The 19,908-nt window shown below is 37.7% G+C and carries 20 protein-coding genes and 3 tRNA genes; 8 read left to right on the forward strand and 15 right to left on the reverse strand.

Annotation, left to right across the window (positions count from 1 at the left end):
- Position 1: 1 nt before the first annotated feature.
- The 6 genes from BM361_RS06575 to BM361_RS06600 all read left to right on the forward strand — a co-directional run bounded on the left by BM361_RS06575 (position 2) and on the right by BM361_RS06600 (position 8,649).
- Positions 2-1,444: a RagB/SusD family nutrient uptake outer membrane protein gene (locus tag BM361_RS06575; RefSeq protein WP_074977736.1), complete on the forward strand. Its 1,443-nt coding sequence runs from the start codon at positions 2-4 to the stop codon at positions 1,442-1,444.
- A gap of 55 nt (positions 1,445-1,499) precedes the next feature.
- A complete protein-coding gene (locus BM361_RS06580; RefSeq protein WP_074977738.1) occupies positions 1,500-2,660 on the forward strand; it encodes a TlpA disulfide reductase family protein in 1,161 nt (386 codons plus the stop codon).
- Positions 2,661-3,009: 349 nt separating this feature from the next.
- On the forward strand, positions 3,010-4,437 hold the full coding sequence (locus tag BM361_RS06585; RefSeq protein ID WP_074977740.1) for a peptidylprolyl isomerase: 1,428 nt from the start codon (positions 3,010-3,012) through the stop codon (positions 4,435-4,437).
- 8 nt (positions 4,438-4,445) lie between these two features.
- Complete coding sequence (locus BM361_RS06590; protein ID WP_074977741.1) at positions 4,446-5,399, forward strand: AAA family ATPase; 954 nt, start codon at positions 4,446-4,448, stop codon at positions 5,397-5,399.
- 265 nt (positions 5,400-5,664) lie between these two features.
- The gene (locus BM361_RS06595; RefSeq protein ID WP_074977743.1) at positions 5,665-7,938 is read left to right on the forward strand and encodes an aconitate hydratase; all 2,274 of its coding nucleotides are present in this window, start codon (positions 5,665-5,667) and stop codon (positions 7,936-7,938) included.
- Between the two features lie 144 nt (positions 7,939-8,082).
- Complete coding sequence (locus BM361_RS06600) at positions 8,083-8,649, forward strand: TlpA family protein disulfide reductase (protein ID WP_074977744.1); 567 nt, start codon at positions 8,083-8,085, stop codon at positions 8,647-8,649.
- 57 nt (positions 8,650-8,706) lie between these two features.
- Here BM361_RS06600 and BM361_RS06605 read toward each other — a convergent pair whose 3' ends face one another.
- The 8 genes from BM361_RS06605 to BM361_RS06640 all read right to left on the reverse strand — a co-directional run bounded on the left by BM361_RS06605 (position 8,707) and on the right by BM361_RS06640 (position 13,537).
- Complete coding sequence (locus BM361_RS06605; protein WP_074977746.1) at positions 8,707-9,405, reverse strand: lycopene cyclase domain-containing protein; 699 nt, start codon at positions 9,403-9,405, stop codon at positions 8,707-8,709.
- 2 nt (positions 9,406-9,407) lie between these two features.
- Positions 9,408-9,863, reverse strand: coding sequence for a sterol desaturase family protein (locus tag BM361_RS06610; protein ID WP_038265754.1), 456 nt, complete (start codon positions 9,861-9,863; stop codon positions 9,408-9,410).
- An 8-nt stretch (positions 9,864-9,871) separates the two neighbouring features.
- Positions 9,872-10,708: a phytoene/squalene synthase family protein gene (locus tag BM361_RS06615; protein WP_074977747.1), complete on the reverse strand. Its 837-nt coding sequence runs from the start codon at positions 10,706-10,708 to the stop codon at positions 9,872-9,874.
- Positions 10,709-10,711: 3 nt separating this feature from the next.
- Complete coding sequence (locus tag BM361_RS06620; RefSeq protein ID WP_074977749.1) at positions 10,712-12,175, reverse strand: phytoene desaturase family protein; 1,464 nt, start codon at positions 12,173-12,175, stop codon at positions 10,712-10,714.
- 51 nt (positions 12,176-12,226) lie between these two features.
- Positions 12,227-13,120 carry a MerR family transcriptional regulator gene (locus tag BM361_RS06625; protein ID WP_317039391.1) on the reverse strand — a complete coding sequence of 298 codons (894 nt, stop codon included), beginning with the start codon at positions 13,118-13,120 and terminating at the stop codon, positions 12,227-12,229.
- 98 nt (positions 13,121-13,218) lie between these two features.
- A tRNA-Leu gene (locus BM361_RS06630) sits at positions 13,219-13,302 on the reverse strand.
- A gap of 55 nt (positions 13,303-13,357) precedes the next feature.
- Positions 13,358-13,430 (reverse strand) — tRNA-Lys (locus tag BM361_RS06635).
- 34 nt (positions 13,431-13,464) lie between these two features.
- Positions 13,465-13,537: transfer RNA gene (locus tag BM361_RS06640), tRNA-Lys, on the reverse strand.
- Between the two features lie 124 nt (positions 13,538-13,661).
- Between BM361_RS06640 and BM361_RS06645 the strand changes: the two genes are divergently transcribed.
- Complete coding sequence (locus BM361_RS06645; RefSeq protein ID WP_038265744.1) at positions 13,662-14,177, forward strand: shikimate kinase; 516 nt, start codon at positions 13,662-13,664, stop codon at positions 14,175-14,177.
- On the opposite strand, the gene BM361_RS06650 is transcribed toward BM361_RS06645, so the two are convergent.
- Genes BM361_RS06650 through BM361_RS06660 form a run of 3 tightly spaced genes read right to left on the reverse strand, consistent with a single transcriptional unit; the run spans position 14,169 to position 15,648 of the window.
- Positions 14,169-14,672, reverse strand: a complete 504-nt coding sequence (locus tag BM361_RS06650; RefSeq protein ID WP_038265965.1) for a phosphoribosyltransferase family protein — start codon at positions 14,670-14,672, stop codon at positions 14,169-14,171. The genes BM361_RS06645 and BM361_RS06650 overlap by 9 nt on opposite strands.
- A 12-nt stretch (positions 14,673-14,684) precedes the next feature.
- A complete protein-coding gene (locus tag BM361_RS06655) occupies positions 14,685-15,275 on the reverse strand; it encodes a methyltransferase domain-containing protein (protein WP_074977752.1) in 591 nt (196 codons plus the stop codon).
- A complete protein-coding gene (locus tag BM361_RS06660; RefSeq protein WP_038265738.1) occupies positions 15,262-15,648 on the reverse strand; it encodes an RNA-binding S4 domain-containing protein in 387 nt (128 codons plus the stop codon). Before BM361_RS06660 ends, BM361_RS06655 begins: the two co-directional genes overlap by 14 nt.
- 82 nt (positions 15,649-15,730) lie before the next feature.
- Between BM361_RS06660 and BM361_RS06665 the strand changes: the two genes are divergently transcribed.
- Complete coding sequence (locus BM361_RS06665; RefSeq protein ID WP_038265735.1) at positions 15,731-16,693, forward strand: FKBP-type peptidyl-prolyl cis-trans isomerase; 963 nt, start codon at positions 15,731-15,733, stop codon at positions 16,691-16,693.
- A gap of 201 nt (positions 16,694-16,894) precedes the next feature.
- On the opposite strand, the gene BM361_RS17040 is transcribed toward BM361_RS06665, so the two are convergent.
- From BM361_RS17040 to BM361_RS06680, 4 genes are all read right to left on the reverse strand, one after another.
- Positions 16,895-17,056, reverse strand: coding sequence for a hypothetical protein (locus BM361_RS17040; RefSeq protein WP_217643756.1), 162 nt, complete (start codon positions 17,054-17,056; stop codon positions 16,895-16,897).
- A gap of 200 nt (positions 17,057-17,256) precedes the next feature.
- Positions 17,257-17,847, reverse strand: coding sequence for a porin family protein (locus tag BM361_RS06670; RefSeq protein ID WP_074977753.1), 591 nt, complete (start codon positions 17,845-17,847; stop codon positions 17,257-17,259).
- 59 nt (positions 17,848-17,906) lie between these two features.
- A complete protein-coding gene (locus BM361_RS06675) occupies positions 17,907-18,860 on the reverse strand; it encodes a transketolase family protein (RefSeq protein ID WP_038265729.1) in 954 nt (317 codons plus the stop codon).
- Positions 18,861-18,901: 41 nt separating this feature from the next.
- Positions 18,902-19,747 (reverse strand): transketolase, encoded by an 846-nt coding sequence (locus tag BM361_RS06680; RefSeq protein WP_038265727.1) that lies wholly within the window; start codon positions 19,745-19,747, stop codon positions 18,902-18,904.
- Between the last annotated feature and the right edge of the window lie 161 nt (positions 19,748-19,908).

Here is a 19,908-nt window from a genome sequence, read left to right on the forward strand (position 1 = left end):
AATGAAAAAAATACTAGCACTTTTTTTAATAGGTTTTATTGTATCGTGTAGTGATGATTTCTTAGATAAAGAACCTTCCGTAAATAGTAGAGTAGAGGTTGAAACCGCCGAGCAACTTGAATATATTTTGAATTCATCGACCTATTTGACCGATGAATACGTGAATAGTTTTTGTACAGATAATACGGGTATTCCGGTAGATTTATTTGATGAGATTGGCAATTCCTGGTCTCCATTCACACTTGAGCAGTACACATGGTCAACAAGTATCAGTCAGAATGGAGATGAAACCTGGGCTGCATATTACGAGACTATTTGGCGGGCTAATCTCATTATTAATTTGATTTCGGAAAATAAGGTTACCGGCGACGAACAATTGAAACTGGCAGTTAAAACTGAAGCCCATTATCGCAGAGCGAGTAACCTGTTTGACCTGGCATTAATTTATGCCTTATATCCGAGTGCATCAAATGCAGATGAGTTAGGTGTGGTTTTGCGCACGGAAACCAATTATGGCGAGTCTCAAAGCAGAGCGAGCTTAAAGGAGACCTTTGATCAGATTGAATCGGATCTGGAGCAAGCCTTAGAGAATCCAATAGAGGATATTATTCCAAACAGAGGAACGCTGCCTGTTATTGAAGCCTTTGCAGCGAAGTTTTATTTATATATGGGGGACTATGACAAGGCAGAGCAACATGCCAATGAAGCGCTATCTCTTTATTCTGAAATGGTAAACTATGCAACTGCTATTTCTACTATTACTGCTGGAAATGGGTTGGTCTATCCTTCCACGGTGAATGTTTCGCCTTATTCACCTGTTGCTTTAGAGGTGTTTAAAGATCGTTATATTTTTAATACGTTGATAAATGATTCATGGAATACGTCGCCAAGCCAGGAATTGCTTGATTTGTATGATACAAATGATTTGAGGATGAGGTTTATGGTTAAAGATTATTTTATCCGTAATCAGGCTACCGTTAATCCTTGGTATGGTTATGTGAATATATACATCGGACAAGCTGTGAATGGCGAGTCTGTTCCTGAGATGTATTTAATCAGAGCAGAGGCCAAGGCGAGGAGAGGAGATCTGTCTGGAGCCATGGCAGATGTTGAAATGGTCCGTATGAACAGGTTTACTCCTGAGAATTATACACCTCTTAGTGTGCCGGCTAATGACAAAGCTACGGTGGAACTAATAATTGATGAACGAAGAAGAGAGTTTCCATTTACCAGACGTTGGATGGATTTAAAGCGTTTGAATAATGATCCATTAACAGATCCTATCATTCTTACGAGACAATTTTATGAGGTTGGTGAGAATGGAAGTGTGGGTACTCAGGTGCAAACACAGACGTTGGAGCCAAACGACAGACGTTACGCGCGTCCGATAGGAGTTGATGTTATTACCAATAGTAATGGCGCAACTCAACAAAATGAATATTAAATAATGAAAAAAGGCATAATAAAAATTATGCCTTTTCTTTCCAAATGCTATTTAGATGAAAAGAAATTTATGTAACCGTGTGATAATTTGGGCGGTATATGCCTTGTTGCCTTTTGTAATGATGTCGTGTAATGAAGTAGAGGTTGTAAAGCCCAATGAGTTTGTACTGAAGGGTACGATAGAAGGATTGAACTCCCCTTATATGCTATATTATTATAAACAGGATAATATATGGAAGGCAGATACGATTAAGGTGGAGGATGCTTCATTTTACTACAAAAAAGAAATCGATGAGATGACTTATATGAAGATCAACCCAAAGATGGAATCGGTTGTGGTTTCTGTTGAGGGAGGAGGGTATATTCCAGCGATGTCTTCTTATATCAATTTTTTTGCAATTCCGGGTCATGTTACGGAAGTGAATGGGCATATTAAAGATTTTGTGGCTGCCTATCCTTATGGTAATTCTGAGAATGAAGATTTAGCAATGTTACATAAGGTGTTAGTCCCATTGAGTAATGAGGCAGCAAGATTAAGGGCAGGTATGAATTCTGAACCTAATGAAGAATCTCAGGATAAATATGAAGAGTTAATGCATCAGATTACGGATGTTAAACGTCATTTTATAAGAGGTAATCCAGCTTCAGTGGTTAGTGCCTACTATTTAATGGATATGATTACAAGGAGGGAGTTAAAGGAGGAGAAGGCTATCGAACTTTATGATTTAATAAAAGAAGAACAGCCTGAGAGTCCGTTTTTCGAAAAGTTGTCTCAGCGTATAGCAGGAGCCAGAGCTATAAAGGTTAACAATGAATTACCGGAAATAGAGGCTGTAAATGTGCTTGAGAACACCAAGTTTTCTTCTTCAGATTTAAAAGGTAAATATTTGTTGATTGATTTTTGGGGAACATGGTGTGGACCGTGTGTTGCTGAGATGCCTAAAATAAAGGAGTACTATTTGAAATATGAGGATAAATTGGAGATCGTAGGTGTCAATAATGGAGATAATATTTCCAGAATATTGGATTATACATCGAGTAAGGAATATACATGGCCGCAGTTAATGGATAAACAGGAAGACTTTGTTTATACAAGTAAATTCAATGTGGTAGGATTTCCTACAAAAATATTGGTCGACCCGGAAGGGAAGATTATTTATAAAAAAACCGGAGGTGGAGAAGAAATTTTTGAGATGCTGGACGAACTTTTGAATTAGTTGTTGAATGCCTACGAAATGTAGGCATTTTTTTATTTTATTTGATCTGTAAATTGAGTCTGCCAAGCGTCTCAAATACATTGTGCAAATACAACATTTGGTTAGTGTAAATGTATCTCTAACTTCAATATTACCAGCTTACACGTATAAAATAATCACAAAATTTTGAGTTAACTGATTCTTTAAGGTATATTTGGTGGCTGTGAACTATTTTGGCACCTTGAAAATGTTTTAAAAAGATGCCAGGATAAAGCGTTTAGGCGGTTTTTATGAGATAAAGGTTGCCTAATATTAATAATAAAAAAAGGACCTTTTTGAAGGATATTTAAAAAGAATCAATTTAAAATTTATGAATAGGATACGTATTGCTCTTTTAGGAATAATGATGATTTTGAGCCATGTGGCACTGGCGCAGGAAGATAGCTTACAGACCGAAAACAATACTAAGGCAGTAACTTTAAAGGACTCTGTTTCTGAAACCAAGGTGATCAGCAAAAGAATTAAGGTTGATGGCGTAGCTTCAGTGGTGGGAGATTTTGTTATTCTGGAATCTGATATTGATAAAAGTTTTATCGATATGGAAACCCAGGGTATGCCGACGGATGGAATTACGAAGTGTCAGGTTTTAGGGAAACTGATGGAAGACAAGTTATATGCACATCAGGCTATTCAGGATAGTATTGTTGTTTCTGATGCTGAAATAAGTGGAGAAGTTCAAGGTAAAATAGAATATTTGGTAGGTGCTATAGGCTCTATGGAGAAATTGCTTAACTACTACAATATGGAGGACGAGCAAACCTTCAGAGAAGAGTTAACAGAGATCACTAAAATGGCGATGTTATCTCAAAGAATGAGGGCTAAAATTCTGGAGGAGATGGAAATTACTCCTGAAGAAGTTCGTATTTGGTTTAACGGTATTCCGGAAGATCAGCGACCTGTTTTTGGAGATGAGGTTGAGGTGGCTCAAATTGTTAAAAAGCCAAAGCCTACAAAAGAAGAGGTTGAAAAGACAGTCAATCGTTTAAACGAAATCAAAAGGGATATTGAGGAGAATGGTTCGAGTATGGCCATAAAAGCGACTTTATACTCTGACGATCCTTCGGTGACTGAAAATCAAGGGTTAATGAGTTTATCTAAAAAAGACGGTTTTGCTAAAGAATTTAAAGATGCTGTTTTTAGTACTCGTGAGGGGGAGATTTCTGAGCCTTTTGAGACAGAGTTTGGATGGCATATAGTTAAAGTGGAGAAGATAAGAGGTCAAGTTGTCGATGCACGTCATATTCTTATCAGACCAGAAATCTCTGACGAGGCTCGTGAGCAGGCGAAAACTGAGTTGGATAGTATACGCTCGAAGGTTTTGGCAGGTGAGTTTACTTTTCAAACTGCTGCCCGTAACTTCTCTGATGAAAAGGAGACACGTTTTGACGGGGGGGTTTTGAGAAACCCGCTAGATTTTAGTACGCGATTTGAATTGACAAAAATGGATTCCAGACTTTATAGTCAGATAGGAGATTTAAAGGGAGAAGAAATTTCACAGCCTTTAATGGAGGATACCAGATCGGGAATCGTATACAAATTAGTTAAGGTAATCAAACGTTACCCATCGCATACTGCAGATTTTTCACAGGATTATTTAAAGATTCAGGATCTTGCTTTAAAAGATAAGCAGCTTGAAACCATAAGAGAGTGGATGAATGATAAAATAAAAGATACGTATATTAGCGTTGGGTCGGATTTTAAAGAGTGTGATTTTACCAATAACTGGCTCAAAAAATAATATGCCTCATGTCTGATACTATAGCTGTAAATAATTTAGTCGAACGTCACCGTGCACTAAAAAATGAAATTTCAAAAGTAATTGTTGGGCAACAACACGTCATTGATGAAATTTTATTAGCTATATATTCAGGAGGTCATGTACTGCTTATAGGAGTCCCCGGGTTGGCAAAAACTTTAATGGTGAATACGATCGCCAAGACCTTAGGGTTGGATTTTAAACGTATTCAGTTTACTCCCGATTTAATGCCAAGTGATATCATTGGGAGTGAGATTCTAGATCAGAATCGTGAATTTAAATTTATCAAGGGACCAGTATTTGCTAATATTATATTGGCCGATGAGATTAATCGTACTCCACCAAAGACGCAATCTGCTTTACTGGAAGCTATGCAGGAAAAAGCGGTTACGGTGGCAGGGGAGCATTATAATTTAAACCTACCTTATTTTGTATTAGCCACTCAAAATCCTATAGAGCAGGAAGGGACTTACCCTTTACCGGAGGCGCAATTGGATAGGTTTATGTTTGCCATTGAGTTGAAGTATCCTTCTTATGAAGAAGAAGTGGCTGTTGTAAAGTCGACTACAGTAGACAGTAATGTTGAGGTGAATACGTTATTTAATGCCGATGATATTATAGAAATACAGCATTTGGTTCGTCGGGTGCCAGTTGCTGATAATGTGGTTGAATATGCTGTTAAGCTTGTTGGTAAGACAAGACCAGATTCTGCGTTCGCTCCGGAAATAGTTAAAAATTATGTAGACTGGGGAGCCGGGCCAAGAGCTTCGCAAAATTTAATTCTTGCTGCGAAAGCCCATGCTGTTATTAATGGTAAATATTCTCCTGATATTGAAAATGTACAGGCGGTGGCATTACCGATTTTAAGACACAGGGTAATTAAAAATTACAAGGCGGAGGCCGAAGGTTTATCGGTCGATGAAATTGTAACGGCTATCTTCTAGTTGTTTAATCTGCTTTTGTGTTCTCTTTTTGTGATATTTTCTTTCTAATATCCAGGTATCCATGTGATAAATTCTGATTATTAAGTTGTTATTTTATGTTTCATATAAAATGAACTACCTTATTTTATCATATTGATAAAAAAACTGTTCAAAACGTCCCTTTTTTTGTAGATAAAATCATTTAATGAATGTTTTGTTTTAAACTTTAAAAACTCTACTGTTTTTCGTATTTTTGCTACACTTTCAAACTAAAATTCAAGTATATATGGCTTTTGATATTGATATGATTAAGGGTGTTTACGCTAACATGGCCGAGCGAGTGGATAAGGCTCGTGAAATTACCGGCAAGCCGTTAACGCTATCTGAAAAAATATTGTACTCTCATTTATGGGACGGAAAGCCGGGCAAGGCTTTTGTTCGCGGTAAGGATTATGTAGATTTCGCACCTGATAGAATTGCATGTCAGGATGCTACAGCTCAGATGGCTTTGTTGCAGTTTATGCATGCCGGAAAACCTAAGGTAGCAGTGCCAACAACGGTACATTGCGATCACTTAATTCAAGCTAAAGTAGGAGCAGAAGCGGATTTAAAAAGAGCAAACGAAACGAGTAATGAAGTATTTGACTTTTTAGAGTCAGTTTCTAATAAATATGGAATTGGTTTCTGGAAGCCTGGAGCAGGTATTATTCACCAGGTTGTTTTAGAAAACTATGCATTCCCTGGCGGGATGATGATTGGTACCGATTCACACACTGTTAATGCAGGTGGTCTTGGGATGGTAGCCATTGGTGTTGGTGGTGCAGATGCTGTAGATGTTATGGCTGGTATGCCATGGGAATTAAAATTTCCTAAATTAATTGGGGTTAAGTTGACTGGTAAACTTTCAGGTTGGACGGCTCCAAAAGATGTGATTCTTAAAGTGGCAGGTATCCTTACTGTTAAAGGTGGTACCGGAGCTATTGTAGAATATTTTGGTGAAGGTGCAGAGTCAATGTCTTGTACTGGTAAAGGAACCATTTGTAATATGGGTGCTGAAGTAGGTGCTACTACATCAACATTTGGATATGATGAATCAATGGATCGTTATCTGCGTTCTACAGACAGGGCTGATGTTGCTGATGCTGCTAATGCGGTTAAGGAATATCTTACTGCCGATCCAGAGGTATATGCAAACCCTGAGCAATATTTCGATCAGGTTATTGAGATCAACCTTTCTGAGTTAGAGCCTCATTTGAACGGGCCATTTACTCCGGATTTGGCGACTCCAATTTCAGAGATGAAAGAGGCTGCTAAAGCAAATGACTGGCCATTGAAAGTGGAATATGGTCTTATAGGTTCTTGTACCAACTCTTCTTATGAAGATATATCAAGAGCAGCATCTTTGGCTAAACAGGTTGCAGACAAAAAACTTAAAACAAAGTCTAACTTTACCATAACTCCTGGTTCAGAGCAGGTGCGTTATACCATCGAGCGAGACGGATACATCGATACTTTCGATAAAATCGGTGCTACTGTTTTTGCTAATGCTTGCGGACCTTGTATCGGTATGTGGGATCGTTACGGAGGGAATGATGAAGATAAAGACAGAAATACCATTGTTCATTCTTTCAACAGAAACTTTGCGAAAAGAGCTGATGGAAACCCGAATACTTTAGCGTTTGTTGGTTCTCCGGAATTGGTTACTGCTATTGCTATTTCAGGTCGATTGGATTTTAATCCACTAACTGATAAGCTTATCAATGAGGATGGTGAAGAAGTTATGTTAGAAGAACCAAGAGGATATGAATTACCACCAGAAGGATTTGCAGTAGAGGATGCCGGTTATATCAAGCCTGCTGAAGATGGTAGTGGTGTGGAAGTAGCCGTTAGTGAGACTTCTGAAAGACTACAGTTATTAGAGCCTTTTAAACCTTGGGATGGTAAAAATATCACAGGAGCTAAACTATTGATCAAAGCGTTCGGGAAATGTACTACTGACCATATTTCGATGGCTGGACCTTGGTTACGTTTCCGTGGTCATCTTGATAATATTGCCAACAATACTTTAATTGGTGCTGTAAATGCATACAACCAGAAGACAAATTTTGTAAAAAATCAATTGACTGGCGAGTATGGAGGTGTTCCTGATGTTCAGCGCGAGTATAAAGCTGCCGGAATCCCTACAGTAGTTGTTGGAGATCACAATTATGGAGAAGGTTCTTCTCGTGAGCATGCTGCAATGCAACCACGTCACTTAGGTGTTCGTGCGGTATTGGTGAAGTCTTTTGCTCGTATACACGAAACAAATCTTAAGAAGCAAGGAATGTTGGCATTAACTTTTGCCAATGAGGCTGATTATGATAAAATACAGGAAGATGATACCTTTAACTTCGTAGATCTTGAAAGCTTTGCTCCAGATACTCCGCTTACAATTGAGTTGGTGCATGCTGATGGTAGTAAAGATACGATTGTTACAAATCATACTTATAACGATAGTCAGATTGCCTGGTTTAAAGCTGGTTCTGCCCTTAACCTTATAGCGGCTAAAGGGAAGGCTTAATAAACCTTGTGATTCACGATAATTAATTAGGCTCCTTGCTGTTGGTTCGGCAAGGAGTTTTTTTGTCAATTTATTTTAGAGTCTGTGTAAAGTTTATGTAATCGATTCGAACTAATTGAGTGTATATTTTTATTTTAGGTACTTATGAAATTAAATAAAAGTCAGATTTCCAATTTATTTTTCCTGGTATTTATCGTGGTTATTTTGTTCACGCCGCTAGGGACAACGGTAAAGGTATGGGTGAATCGCATCATTGCATTTAGTCCGAGTGTTGTAGATGTCGATGATAGAATAGTGCTTACGGAGTATGACTGGAAGCTTCAGAAAGCAGATACCGGTACCCTTCTTAATTTTGAAAATACCAAAGGAAATGTGGTTCTTGTTAACCTATGGGCAACATGGTGTCCGCCTTGTATTGCGGAGATGCCAAGTATGCAGGCGCTTTATGAGGATTATGGTGATAAGGTGTCATTTCTTTTTGTTACCAATGATAAGGAAGCGTCGGTTGCAAAATTTATGACTGAGAATGGATATTCTTTCCCGGTATATTTTGAACGCTCCCAAACTCCGGTTGAATTGTATTCGCGATCTATTCCAGCAACCTATTTAATTGATAAAAAGGGTAATATTGTTATCGAAAAAACCGGTGCTGCAGATTGGAACAGTGATGCGGTACGAAAACAGTTAGATCTATTGCTACTTCAGAAGTAAAACAATGTGTGTTGTACGGGTGATGGATTATGAAGTCTTGACTTCAAATACTTTTGTTTAAGTCTTGTAGAGGGGTTTTTGAGTTCTTCTTATATGTACGGGGATGTAGCATGTGAGTAGCATCGTAAATGCATACATTATATCTTCTACGGGAATCGTAAGCAAACGTATCCCGAGATTTTCTTCATTATTATACCAGACTACCTGAGATTCAATTGCACTTCCTGTCAAAAGTCCGTTAACAACAAAAAATGGCAGTAGGATAACGATAAAAGTCAGATAGAATTGTTGAAGGATAGTTGGGAATTTTATAAGCGTAAAACTCAGGAGGATTACCGCGTACAGGTAGTTTGTAAAGGTGTAGGCGCGAGAAGTGTTTAACAGGCAAAGAATCGCGCTTATAATTATAATCCCGATAGTGAGGTTACGGGTAGTGTTGCTGCTGAGCTTAATTCCGGGGTAGAATTTGGTTAAACAAAAATGCGTGAATATACAGGCAAAAGGAATGCAAATAAAAAACAACCACTCTTCAATCGGAAGTCCTAATAACCTTTTGCCAATTAGGTATTGATCGTTAAATCCCCAAAATCCGTGCTGAGTAAAATAAACATCCCAGGGTATAAATATCGCCATTGTTAAAGCAATACCGAGGAAGACGGATTTAAAATAGCGGTTAAATTTAATTTTTGAATGAAAGCTAAAAATGAAAGGAATGGCCATTGAGCCGAGGTCCAGAATAAGGTATAAGCTCTTCATATTTATTTAGCTTCTTTGTAATATTTAAAGGGAACCCAAAGCATGCCAAAACATTCTCCATCATTTTTTCCGAGATGTTTATGGTGCATTTTATGAGCTCTTCTTATGGCTTTAGCGTATCTGTTATTGGCGTTTCTGAATATTTTAAATCTTTGGTGAATAAAAATATCATGTACCAAAAAATATGTTGCACCATAGGTGAATATGCCCAGACCAATTGGGAGTCCCAGCCAAAAACCTTCAAAGCTCCACAGATAAAATAATATAATACTGATGGCTGCATAAAAAAGAAAAAAGGCATCATTCCGTTCGAACCATGAGTCGTGATCTTTTTTATGATGGTCTTTGTGTAATTTCCATAAAAAGCCATGCATTACGTATTTATGAGTAAACCATGCCATAAATTCCATAATGCAAAAAGTTGCAATAAAAACACCGATCCAGATAATTGTATTCATGACAATAATTAAAATATGTTGAGTTTATAATTTACATAAGATTTGGCTAACAAACCAAACTTTTGGTAATTTGGAACACGAACTCTTTTAGATTGAATTTGGCGTGCAGATGATTTTTTCAGTTTGTCCAATAATTTTTTGTAATATCTGTATGCTGTATAAACACCAAATTTAGCTTCTTTTGGTAATACGAGGATACCTTTAAAGGCTTTTTTAAAATCTTCTTCAATTTCTGCAATAATTTCGAGTTTAGTTTCGTTCGTGAAGTTTTCGGCAGCATTTGGAAAATACGACCTGTTCAATACTTCCATATCATCTTTTAGATCTCTGAGGAAATTTACTTTTTGAAATGCGGATCCAAGGGCTTTCGCTGCATCTTTTAGTTCATTATATTTTTCCTGATCTCCTTTTACAAAAACTTTTAAACACATTAATCCCACAACATCTGCCGAACCATAAATGTATTCATGATAATCAAGATCGGTAGTGTAGGTTTGTTTGGAGAGATCCAATCGCATGCTTTTTAGAAAAGAGGCAATAAGATCGTAGTCAATACTGTACCTGTGTACGGTATGCTGAAAGGAATTTAGAATTGGATTCAAGCTTATTTTGTCTTTAAGGGCTTGATCCAGATCTGATTCAAATTTGTTAAGCAGCATTTCTTTGTTGTAGTCGTGAAATGAATCTACTATTTCATCAGCAAAACGTACAAACCCATAGATGTTATGAATGTCTTGCCGTATGGAAGGAGCGAGCATTTTTACTGCCAGGGAAAACGATGTGCTGTAGGTTTGAGTGACTCTTTTGCTACAGGCGTAGGATACGGTGTCGAAAAGTGTTTTCATGTTTTATTGGTGGTGTTTGTTAATTAGGTCTGCAACCAGTTTTCCTGAAATAAGCGATGGAGGTACTCCGGGCCCCGGAACTGTTAACTGTCCTGTAAAGTATAAGTTACGAACTTTTTTACTTTTCAGTTTTGGTCTTAGAAAGGCTGTTTGTGTCAGCGTGTTGGCCAGGCCATAGGCATTGCCATTGTACGAATTGTAATCTTTGATGAAGTCGTTCACGCAATAGGATTCTTTAAATAAAATATTATTTCTGATCTCCTGATCCGTAATTTTTTCTAATCGTGTGATAATGGTTTTAAAATATTCTTCTCTTAGTTCTTCTGTGTCTTCCAGGCCGGGTGCCAATGGAATTAAAAACGTTCCGGACTCTTGACCTTCGGGGGCAAAAGAGGGATCTGATTTAGAGGGGAAACTAGCATAAAAGAGTGGTTGCTCAGGCCATTTGGGTTCGTCGTAAATTGCTGCTGCGTGCGCATCAAAATCTACGTCAAAGAAAAGTGTATGATGCGATACGTTTTTCAGTTTTTTATTAAATCCTACATAAAAGAGAAGTGAAGAGGGAGCAAATGTTTTTCTTTTCCAATAAGCCTCTGAATAATTTCTGTATTTACGATCCAATAGCGTTTCTGTATGATGGTAATCGGCTCCGCTAAGCACAATATCAGCTTGTATAAAATTGTTATTAACTAAAATACCTGTGGCTTCTTTGTCCTGAACCTTGATTTTTTGCACATTGGCTTTGGTTTCTATTTTAACGCCCAGAGAAATAGCCAGGAGTGTCATAGCCTGAACAATGCTGTACATACCCTTATTCGGATGCCAGGTTCCCAGTCCGAAATCTGCATAATTCATAAAATTATAGAAACTGGGGGTAGCGGAGGGCTTGGCGCCTAAAAAGAGTACCGGGAATTCGAGAATTTGAACCAGGTGTTGGTTTTTAAATTCTTTCCTCACCATGGCTTTGATACTGCTAAAAAACTGGTTTAGGTTTTTTATGGTTTCAGGAGTGATGAGTTCGAGGGGGGATACCCCAGGTCTGTAAACCAGGTCTGTAATGGCAATTTCGTAGTTCTTTTGAGCCTTTTGAATAAACTTCTTTAGTTTTTTAGAACTGCCTTTTTCTTCATTTTCAAAGGCTTCATAAATCTTTTCCAGGGTGTCTCCTATGGTAATGCTTTTGTCTTTATCGAAATAAACCTGATAGGCCGGATCGAGCTTCATCAGTGAATAATAGTCTGAAGGTTTCTTGTTGAAGTCTGCAAAGAAACGTTCGAACACATCGGGCATCCAATACCAAGTTGGTCCCATATCGAAGGTGAACCCATCTTTTTTTAATTGACGGGCTCTGCCACCTGTTGAATTATTCTTTTCAAATATGGTTACTTCGAAACCCGATTTTGCCAGATAACAAGATGCAGCAAGGGAAGAAAACCCGGAACCTATAACAATTGCTTTTCTATTCATGTTTAACAAATATAATATAAAGTTAAACAAAAAAAGCTTAGGTAAAAAAAATTATAATATTTCTAACACTTCTTGAATAGATTTCAATAATCTAACGTTAGGTGGTATGGAGCTTAATTTTAAATCGTGAATCTGCTTACCAAGAACCCACAGCGCTGTGTCTTTACCCATAAGTTCATTAAACTGTTCAAAATAAGTGTAGATCCTTTCTACAGTAGGTTCAACAGTAAAATAAGATATAAAGGTTACATTTTCGTGATTTTTCTTGATGTCTTCCAGGCTTTTTAATGGCACTGTTTGCCCGAGATAAATCGATTTATATCCGTGAAGATTAACCTCGTAGTTCAGATACAGTAATCTAATTTCATGAATTTCATTTTCTGGCAGGTAAAGAACGAAGGTTTTATTATGGCTAGGAGCTTCCTGGTACAGGTTTTCTGTATTGATTAATATTTTTTGCTTTATAAGGTTCGAAATAAAGTGTTCCTGAGCGGGTGATATGGTATTTGTTTGCCAGAGAAGGCCTATTTCGTTTAAAAGGGGTATAAAGATCTTGTAGAAAATCTCTCTGAAGCTTTTTTGGTTAAGCAGGTTGTTATATGTTGTGTAAAAGAGTGATTGATCGAAATTGATCATTGCCATCTTGAACTTATTCATATAATCGTCTGAGGATCGATCATTATTTAAGATCTCACGTACAAGTACTGGTATCTTTTCTGCGCTTAATTCAGCAATTTTGGAGATCTTATATCCATGTTGATTTAAAAAGGATATGTTCAATAGTTTTTGCAGATCATCCAGGGTGTAAAATCTAATATTTGTTTCCGTGCGTTTCGGAGCTAGCAGGTTGTATCTTTTTTCCCATATACGTATGGTATGTGCTTTGATACCTGAAAGGTTCTCCAAATCCTTAATGCTGAATGTTTGTTTTGTATTGTTCATCATTTAAGAAGAATGATTAAACAAATTTAATAAAATATTGACTTTAAATGGGGATTTTGTTTAAAATTTTACGAGAAATATTAAAGGAAAGTAATTTTTTGTGCCCACGACTGGATTCGAACCAGCACGTCCTTGCGGACACCACCCCCTCAAGATGGCGTGTCTACCAATTTCACCACATGGGCCAGACAATTATGTCAAAAATAAAAAAAGTTAAGCATTAGCTCAACTTTTTTTTAGTGACTTGACTGGGGCTCGAACCCAGGACCCTCTCCTTAAAAGGGAGATGCTCTACCAACTGAGCTATCAAGTCTAAATTAATTAAAGCCTATGTTTGAAGGCTTTTGTGACCTGGCTGGGGCTCGAACCCAGGACCCTCTCCTTAAAAGGGAGATGCTCTACCAACTGAGCTACCAGGTCATTGCTTGAATGCGGGTGCAAATATAAGACCTATAATTTATTTTTCAAGCCATTTTTAATATAAATTTGCTTTTTTTTGCAGGCAGTTTATTTAACCTGCTGTATTTTAATAATTTGTTTAAATATGAATATTGTTTTATTAGGTTATATGGGGTCCGGTAAGTCGGCAATCGGGAAGTTTTTAGCTAAAAATACTGATTTAGACTTTTTAGATTTGGATTCATTCATAGAAGAAAAGGAAGGTAAAACCATACGTGAGATATTTTCTGACCACGGAGAAGTCTATTTTAGAAAAAAAGAGACGACTTATTTAAAAGAAGTTTTGGAGACGGAACGTAAAAAGATAATTTCTTTAGGTGGAGGAACGCCATGCTACGGAAACAATATGGATTTAATTTTAGAGGCCACTGATCATGTTTTTTACTTAAAGGCTTCTATTGAGACATTGATTGGCAGGCTGGAGAAGGAGAAGGAGCAACGTCCACTGATAAAGGATTTAAATAAAGAAGAATTGCCCGAGTTTATTCAAAAACACTTGTTTGAGCGTAATTTTTACTATTTACGGGCAAAACATATTATTAACGTTGATAAAAAATCAATTGAAACACTATCCGGTGAAATTCAATCTTTACTAGTGTAAAAAGACAGCATCATTGTTTTCTTCGAATACAACTTCGACATGTTCTTGTAGGGAAGTAGAAAGTGAGATGCCTTTAAAATCTGCTTTTATCGGATACTTTTTGTGGTTTCTATCGACCAGAACCACTGTTTTAAATTTTTTCAGAGGGACGTTCAGGAAGTGTTTTACACCATAAATGAGCGTTCCTCCGGTATTTAATACATCATCTGCCAGTACAATGGCTTTGTTTTGGTAAGCAGTTTTATCTAAGCTGGTGGATATTGGTGCTAATGGATTTTGTTTATCGATAACTACTTCGCAAATCGTGGTTTTGATGTCGGCGATTTCATTGAAGGTTTGTTGGAGCTTTTTAGCAAAATCAAGTCCTCCTTTTGCAATCCCGGCGATAATGATCTCATCTTCTTCTACAAATGTTTCGTATATCTGATATGCAATACGCTTTATTTTATGTTGAATTTCATCGTGGCCGAGTATTTTATTTTGCGTAGATGTCATGTGTTCTTGTTTTTAAAGTGTCTGTTTTTTTTCAAAAATAAAAAAGAGTTCGTTTCCTTGTCGTGGTTTAATCGAGTTATAGCATTTTTCTAATGTTTTTATATTAAAATAAGGATCGAAAGTTTTTTCATAAGCCGTCTTGTTTCCTCCGAATGGCGGGCCTTGGTCCGTTAGGGGAAAGTTAAATAGTAGTCCGGCTATTTTTCCATTCGGATTTAAAAGTTCATAGGTTTTCCTGGCGTAATCAAGTCTTAAGTCCGGATCCAAAGCGCAAAAAAATGTTTGTTCGATGATTAGATCAAATTTCAGGTGCAGGTCAAAGAAATCCTTGTGGATAAGTTGCTCTCCAGGGAAGCTTTTTATTCGTTTAGACAGGTTGGCGAGGGGGGTAGAAGCAATGTCAATCACATATACATTCTTAAAACCTTTTTGAAACAGGTATTCAGCCTCATAGCTATTGCCAGCTCCCGGGATTAAGATTTTAAGGTTTTTATTGGTTAGTTGATCGATATAGTTTTTGACAGGTGTCGAGATTTCTCCAAGGTCCCATTGGGTCTCTTTGGTTAGGTATCTGTTTTCCCAGTATTCTTTATTCAGTTCCATGTTCTATATCATCATTAACAAAGTCATCAATATCTCTACGATCTTTTTTGGTAGGTCTTCCGGTTCCCTTTTTACGATAATGTTCTTTGGCATGCTTGAGAAGCTCAGCATGATCAAATGCTTCTTTGGGAGTGGTATCGTGCCTGTAAATATCAACAAGTTTGGCTCCAACCCGATTCGGCGGTATATCCAGCACCGTAAGCTGGTATTCGATCTGATTTTTCCGAACGATCAGTTTGTCGGTTGGAAATACTTCTCTGGAGGGTTTTACTGCCTGTCCGTTTACCCTGATATGGCCTTTTTTACAAGCTTCGGTTGCCTTATTTCGGGTTTTGTAATACCGTATACACCACAAATATTTATCAATTCTCATTTGGTAAACAAAAAATTTCGTTAATGCTTCAAGCAAAAATACGAGAAAATACTATCTTGCGTGCTCTAAAATATCGAAGAAGATGAAGATACGCAAACTATCTGCTTTACTAATACTTACTACAATTTTCATTTCGTGTAATAAAGATGACGATGGAGGTGAAACTACAGTTGATCTGAGAGATCCCCAGGAGGTGTCTGAAGAGAATGATGCTGAGATCGTTGCCTTCCTGGAAACGCATTTTTATAATTACGAGGAATTTGAAAATCCGCCGGCAGATTTTGATTATAAAATAGTAATTGATACGATCGCGGGGGATAATGCAGGTAAAACTCCAATGATTGATCAGGTTGAAGTTCAGTCGTTAGAACATGCGCCTGATCCTGATGAAGCGGCTGTAACTCATAAGTTGTATACCCTGACGGCTAGGCAAGGTGTTATTGATGAAACACTAACAGTTGCAGACTCTGCTTTGGTTCGATACGAGGGAAACCTTTTAAGTGGCGATGTTTTTGATTCGAGAGAAGTTCCGACATGGCAAAACTTACCGAGTTTGGTAAGGGGGTATTATACCGGTGTAGTTAAATTAAAGAGGGGTACAGGATTTGTAGAGAATTCTGATGGTTCTGTAACTTTTAATAATGATTACGGTGTTGGGTTGATTATAATGCCTTCTGGATTGGCATATTTTGGTGCTGCCAGATCAGGGATTCCTTCTTATTCTCCAATTATATTTAAGATTGATATGTTGGGAATGCGTTTAGAGGTTGATCATGATCAGGATGGTATTCCTTCTTATCTGGAGGATTTAAATAATAATCAGTATTTGTTTGATGATAATACCGATCTTGCGTGGGAGCTTAAAAATGGCTATTCTGTGAATAATGGCGTTGCTAACTTTGTGGATACCGATGATGATGCGGATGGTACTTTAACCAAGAATGAGTACGATATTAAAAATAATGTCACCGGCGAATTTGAGCCTGATGGAATACCAGACGATACCGATGGTGATGGGATTCCGGATTATTTAGATAATGATTAATTAAAACCGGTTCTTTAAGATATACAAAGGGCACCTTGAAATGACAGGGTGCTTTTTTTATTTCTATACTTAAGTAGCGTGTCTGAATAGGTGCTTTGAGGGGTGTCTTACTTTTTGGGAAATAAACATTCATGATGTTATTCAACGTATAAAGGATTTGTTTTAGTAGCCTGGAGGTGTGTTAACTGTTTTATGCTCTTGTCAGGGGTCTGTTGACTCACCGCTATTGAAAAAGATGTGTACCTGTGCCAGGCTGTTGCCTTGAACTGTATTTCGTCTTATCTCATCTTTTGCGATCTTTTTGATAGAGGTAACTCCTATCAGTGAGAATACATCGAATTCACACCAACTTCCATGGAGCATTTTGAGGTAAAATGAATTTGTTAGCAGAAGCCGGTTTTGTTCGGTAGTTCTCTTTAATAGCAGCGCAGCAGGTCTATGCGTCTGATCGGGTATATAGGCGTGTATAAATAGGGGATGAAAGACGACAGGAGCGTAGTGTATAAAAAAAACGTCTTTCGTGATAGAAAGACGTTTTTGTTTTATAGAGATAATAATGTTTATCAGAGTCTTAAAGAAACTCCCAGAACCAATTGTTCAGGACGGGTGTCTACTCTATCTACTGCACCATCGACAATATTATCATTGATAAAAGTAGCTTCGTTATCCGAGAATCCTCGGTCGTATCTTAAATCGATACCGATATTTCCGAGGCTGATACCAACTCCTATGTTCATTCCGATGGTAAAGTCATTTTCAACATCTTCCATGGTTATTCCGTCGAATTCTGTATCCAGGATGTATTGAAATGCCGGGCCAGCGAATACTTCAAGCGGGCCTAGTATTTTATATCCCAGTAAAACAGGCATGTCAAGTTTGCTCATGTCGAACTTGTCTCCGTTATAATCACTTTTAGTTTTGGTATAAACCAATTCAGGTTTAATAAATAAGGATCCGGTAAGGTTGCCTTTACCGAAAAATCCGAAATGGTAACCAACATTTGCGGAAGGATCTTCATAGATATCTGCCGCATCGTCAAAATATTTACCATTTGAGTTGTAGTTAAGTCCTCCTTTGATTCCCCATCCGGAGTTTGTTTGGGCCATAATGGTTGTACTTGCCAGTACGAAAAATAATAAAAGTGTTTTCTTCATAATGATTTTTTTGAGTTTGAATTAATAACAGGTAGGGTCACAAAAACCCTACCAATTATTTATTTTCTTTTCAACACTTTTACAACGGCCTCTTCAATGGCTTTATTGTTAAGTCCGTATTTTTCCATTAGCTGAGCTGGAGTACCACTTTCACCAAATGTATCATTGGTAGCTACAAACTCCTGAGGTACAGGATTGTTTTTCACTAGAACTCTTGATACACTTTCTCCAAGTCCTCCTAAGAAATTATGTTCTTCACAAGTTACAACACATCCTGTTTTAGCTACAGAGGCTAAAATGGCTGCGTCATCCAATGGTTTAATGGTGTGGATATTGATTACTTCAGCAGAAATACCTTTTGCTTCTAAAGCTTCTGCGGCCAATAAGGCTTCCCAAACCAAGTGACCTGTAGCGATAATAGTAACGTCGGTACCTTCTGTTAACTGAAGTGCTTTTCCGATTTCGAATTTCTGATCTTCCGGAGTGAAGTTAGCTACTGCCGGTCTTCCAAAACGCAAGTAAACAGGTCCTTCGTGTTCAGCAATTGCAAGAGTTGCCGCTTTTGTTTGGTTGAAGTCACAAGGGTTGATTACAGTCATTCCCGGTAACATTTTCATCAGTCCGATATCTTCCAGAATCTGGTGAGTAGCACCATCTTCACCTAGTGTTATACCAGCATGTGAAGCACAGATTTTTACATTTTTACCAGAATAAGCGATTGACTGACGTATTTGATCGTAAACTCGTCCGGTTGAAAAGTTCGCGAAAGTACCTGTAAAAGGTATTTTGCCTCCGATGGTCATTCCCGCAGCAAGTCCCATCATATTAGCTTCTGCGATTCCAACCTGGAAAAAGCGCTCTGGATTCTCTTTAATGAAATCATCCATTTTCAAAGACCCTACCAAGTCGGCACATAATGCTACCACATTCGGATTGGTTCTTCCTAATTCAGTTAAGCCAGCTCCAAAACCACTACGGGTGTCTTTTTTCCCGGTATCTATATATTTTTTCATTGTTGCTTGTGTCATGTTTAAAAAATAAAAGAGGTTAATACTTAGTAATCACCAAGGGTTTCAGGATTTTGCTCTAATGCGATAGCTAATTGTTCGTCATTTGGAGCTTTTCCGTGCCATGCGTGCGTATGCATCATGAAATCTACGCCATTACCCATTTCTGTATGTAGCAAAATACAAACCGGTTTTCCTTTACCTGTACGTGTTTTCGCCTCTTTTAGACCTGCTATAATAGCTTCCAGGTCATTTCCTTGTTCTACTTCCAATACATCCCAACCAAAAGCTTCAAATTTCGCTTTTACACTTCCCATTGGCAGAACATCGTCGGTAGCGCCGTCAATTTGTTTCCCATTTAGGTCGACTGTAGCAATTATGTTATCTACTTTTTTAGCAGACGCATACATAATAGCTTCCCAGTTTTGACCTTCCTGAAGTTCTCCATCACCGTGAAGGCTATATACAATGTGATTGTCGTTGTTAAGTTTTTTAGCTTCAGCAGCACCTAAAGCTACAGACATACCTTGTCCTAAAGATCCTGAAGCGATTCTAACGCCAGGAAGTCCTTCGTGCGTAGTTGGGTGTCCTTGTAAACGTGAATTGATTAAGCGGAAAGTGTTCAATTCCTCAACAGGAAAATATCCTTTTCTTGCTAGAACACTGTAGTAAACTGGAGAGATGTGACCATTGGATAGGAAAAACAGGTCTTCACCAATTCCATCCATGTCAAACTCTTCGTTTAGTTCCATGATTTCGTTGTAAAGAGCTACAAAAAACTCAGTACATCCTAAAGAGCCACCGGGGTGACCCGAATTTACTTTGTGAACCATGCGCAAAATATCTCTGCGAACTTGAATCACTAAATCGTTTAGTTGTTGTGTATCAGGCATTTTTATTCAAAAATTTTTTCGGGGCAAAAGTAAGTTTTTTATTGATGGCGAACAAAGACCTTGTGCTATCATTTTATAACTTTAGTATTTGTTTGTGAAATATTTTACAAATTAATAGCGGTTTATATAACAGCTAGTTGTTTATCTTTGCCGACATTGAA

The sequence above is a fragment of the Zhouia amylolytica genome, assembly GCF_900116365.1.
Classification (GTDB): domain Bacteria; phylum Bacteroidota; class Bacteroidia; order Flavobacteriales; family Flavobacteriaceae; genus Zhouia; species Zhouia amylolytica.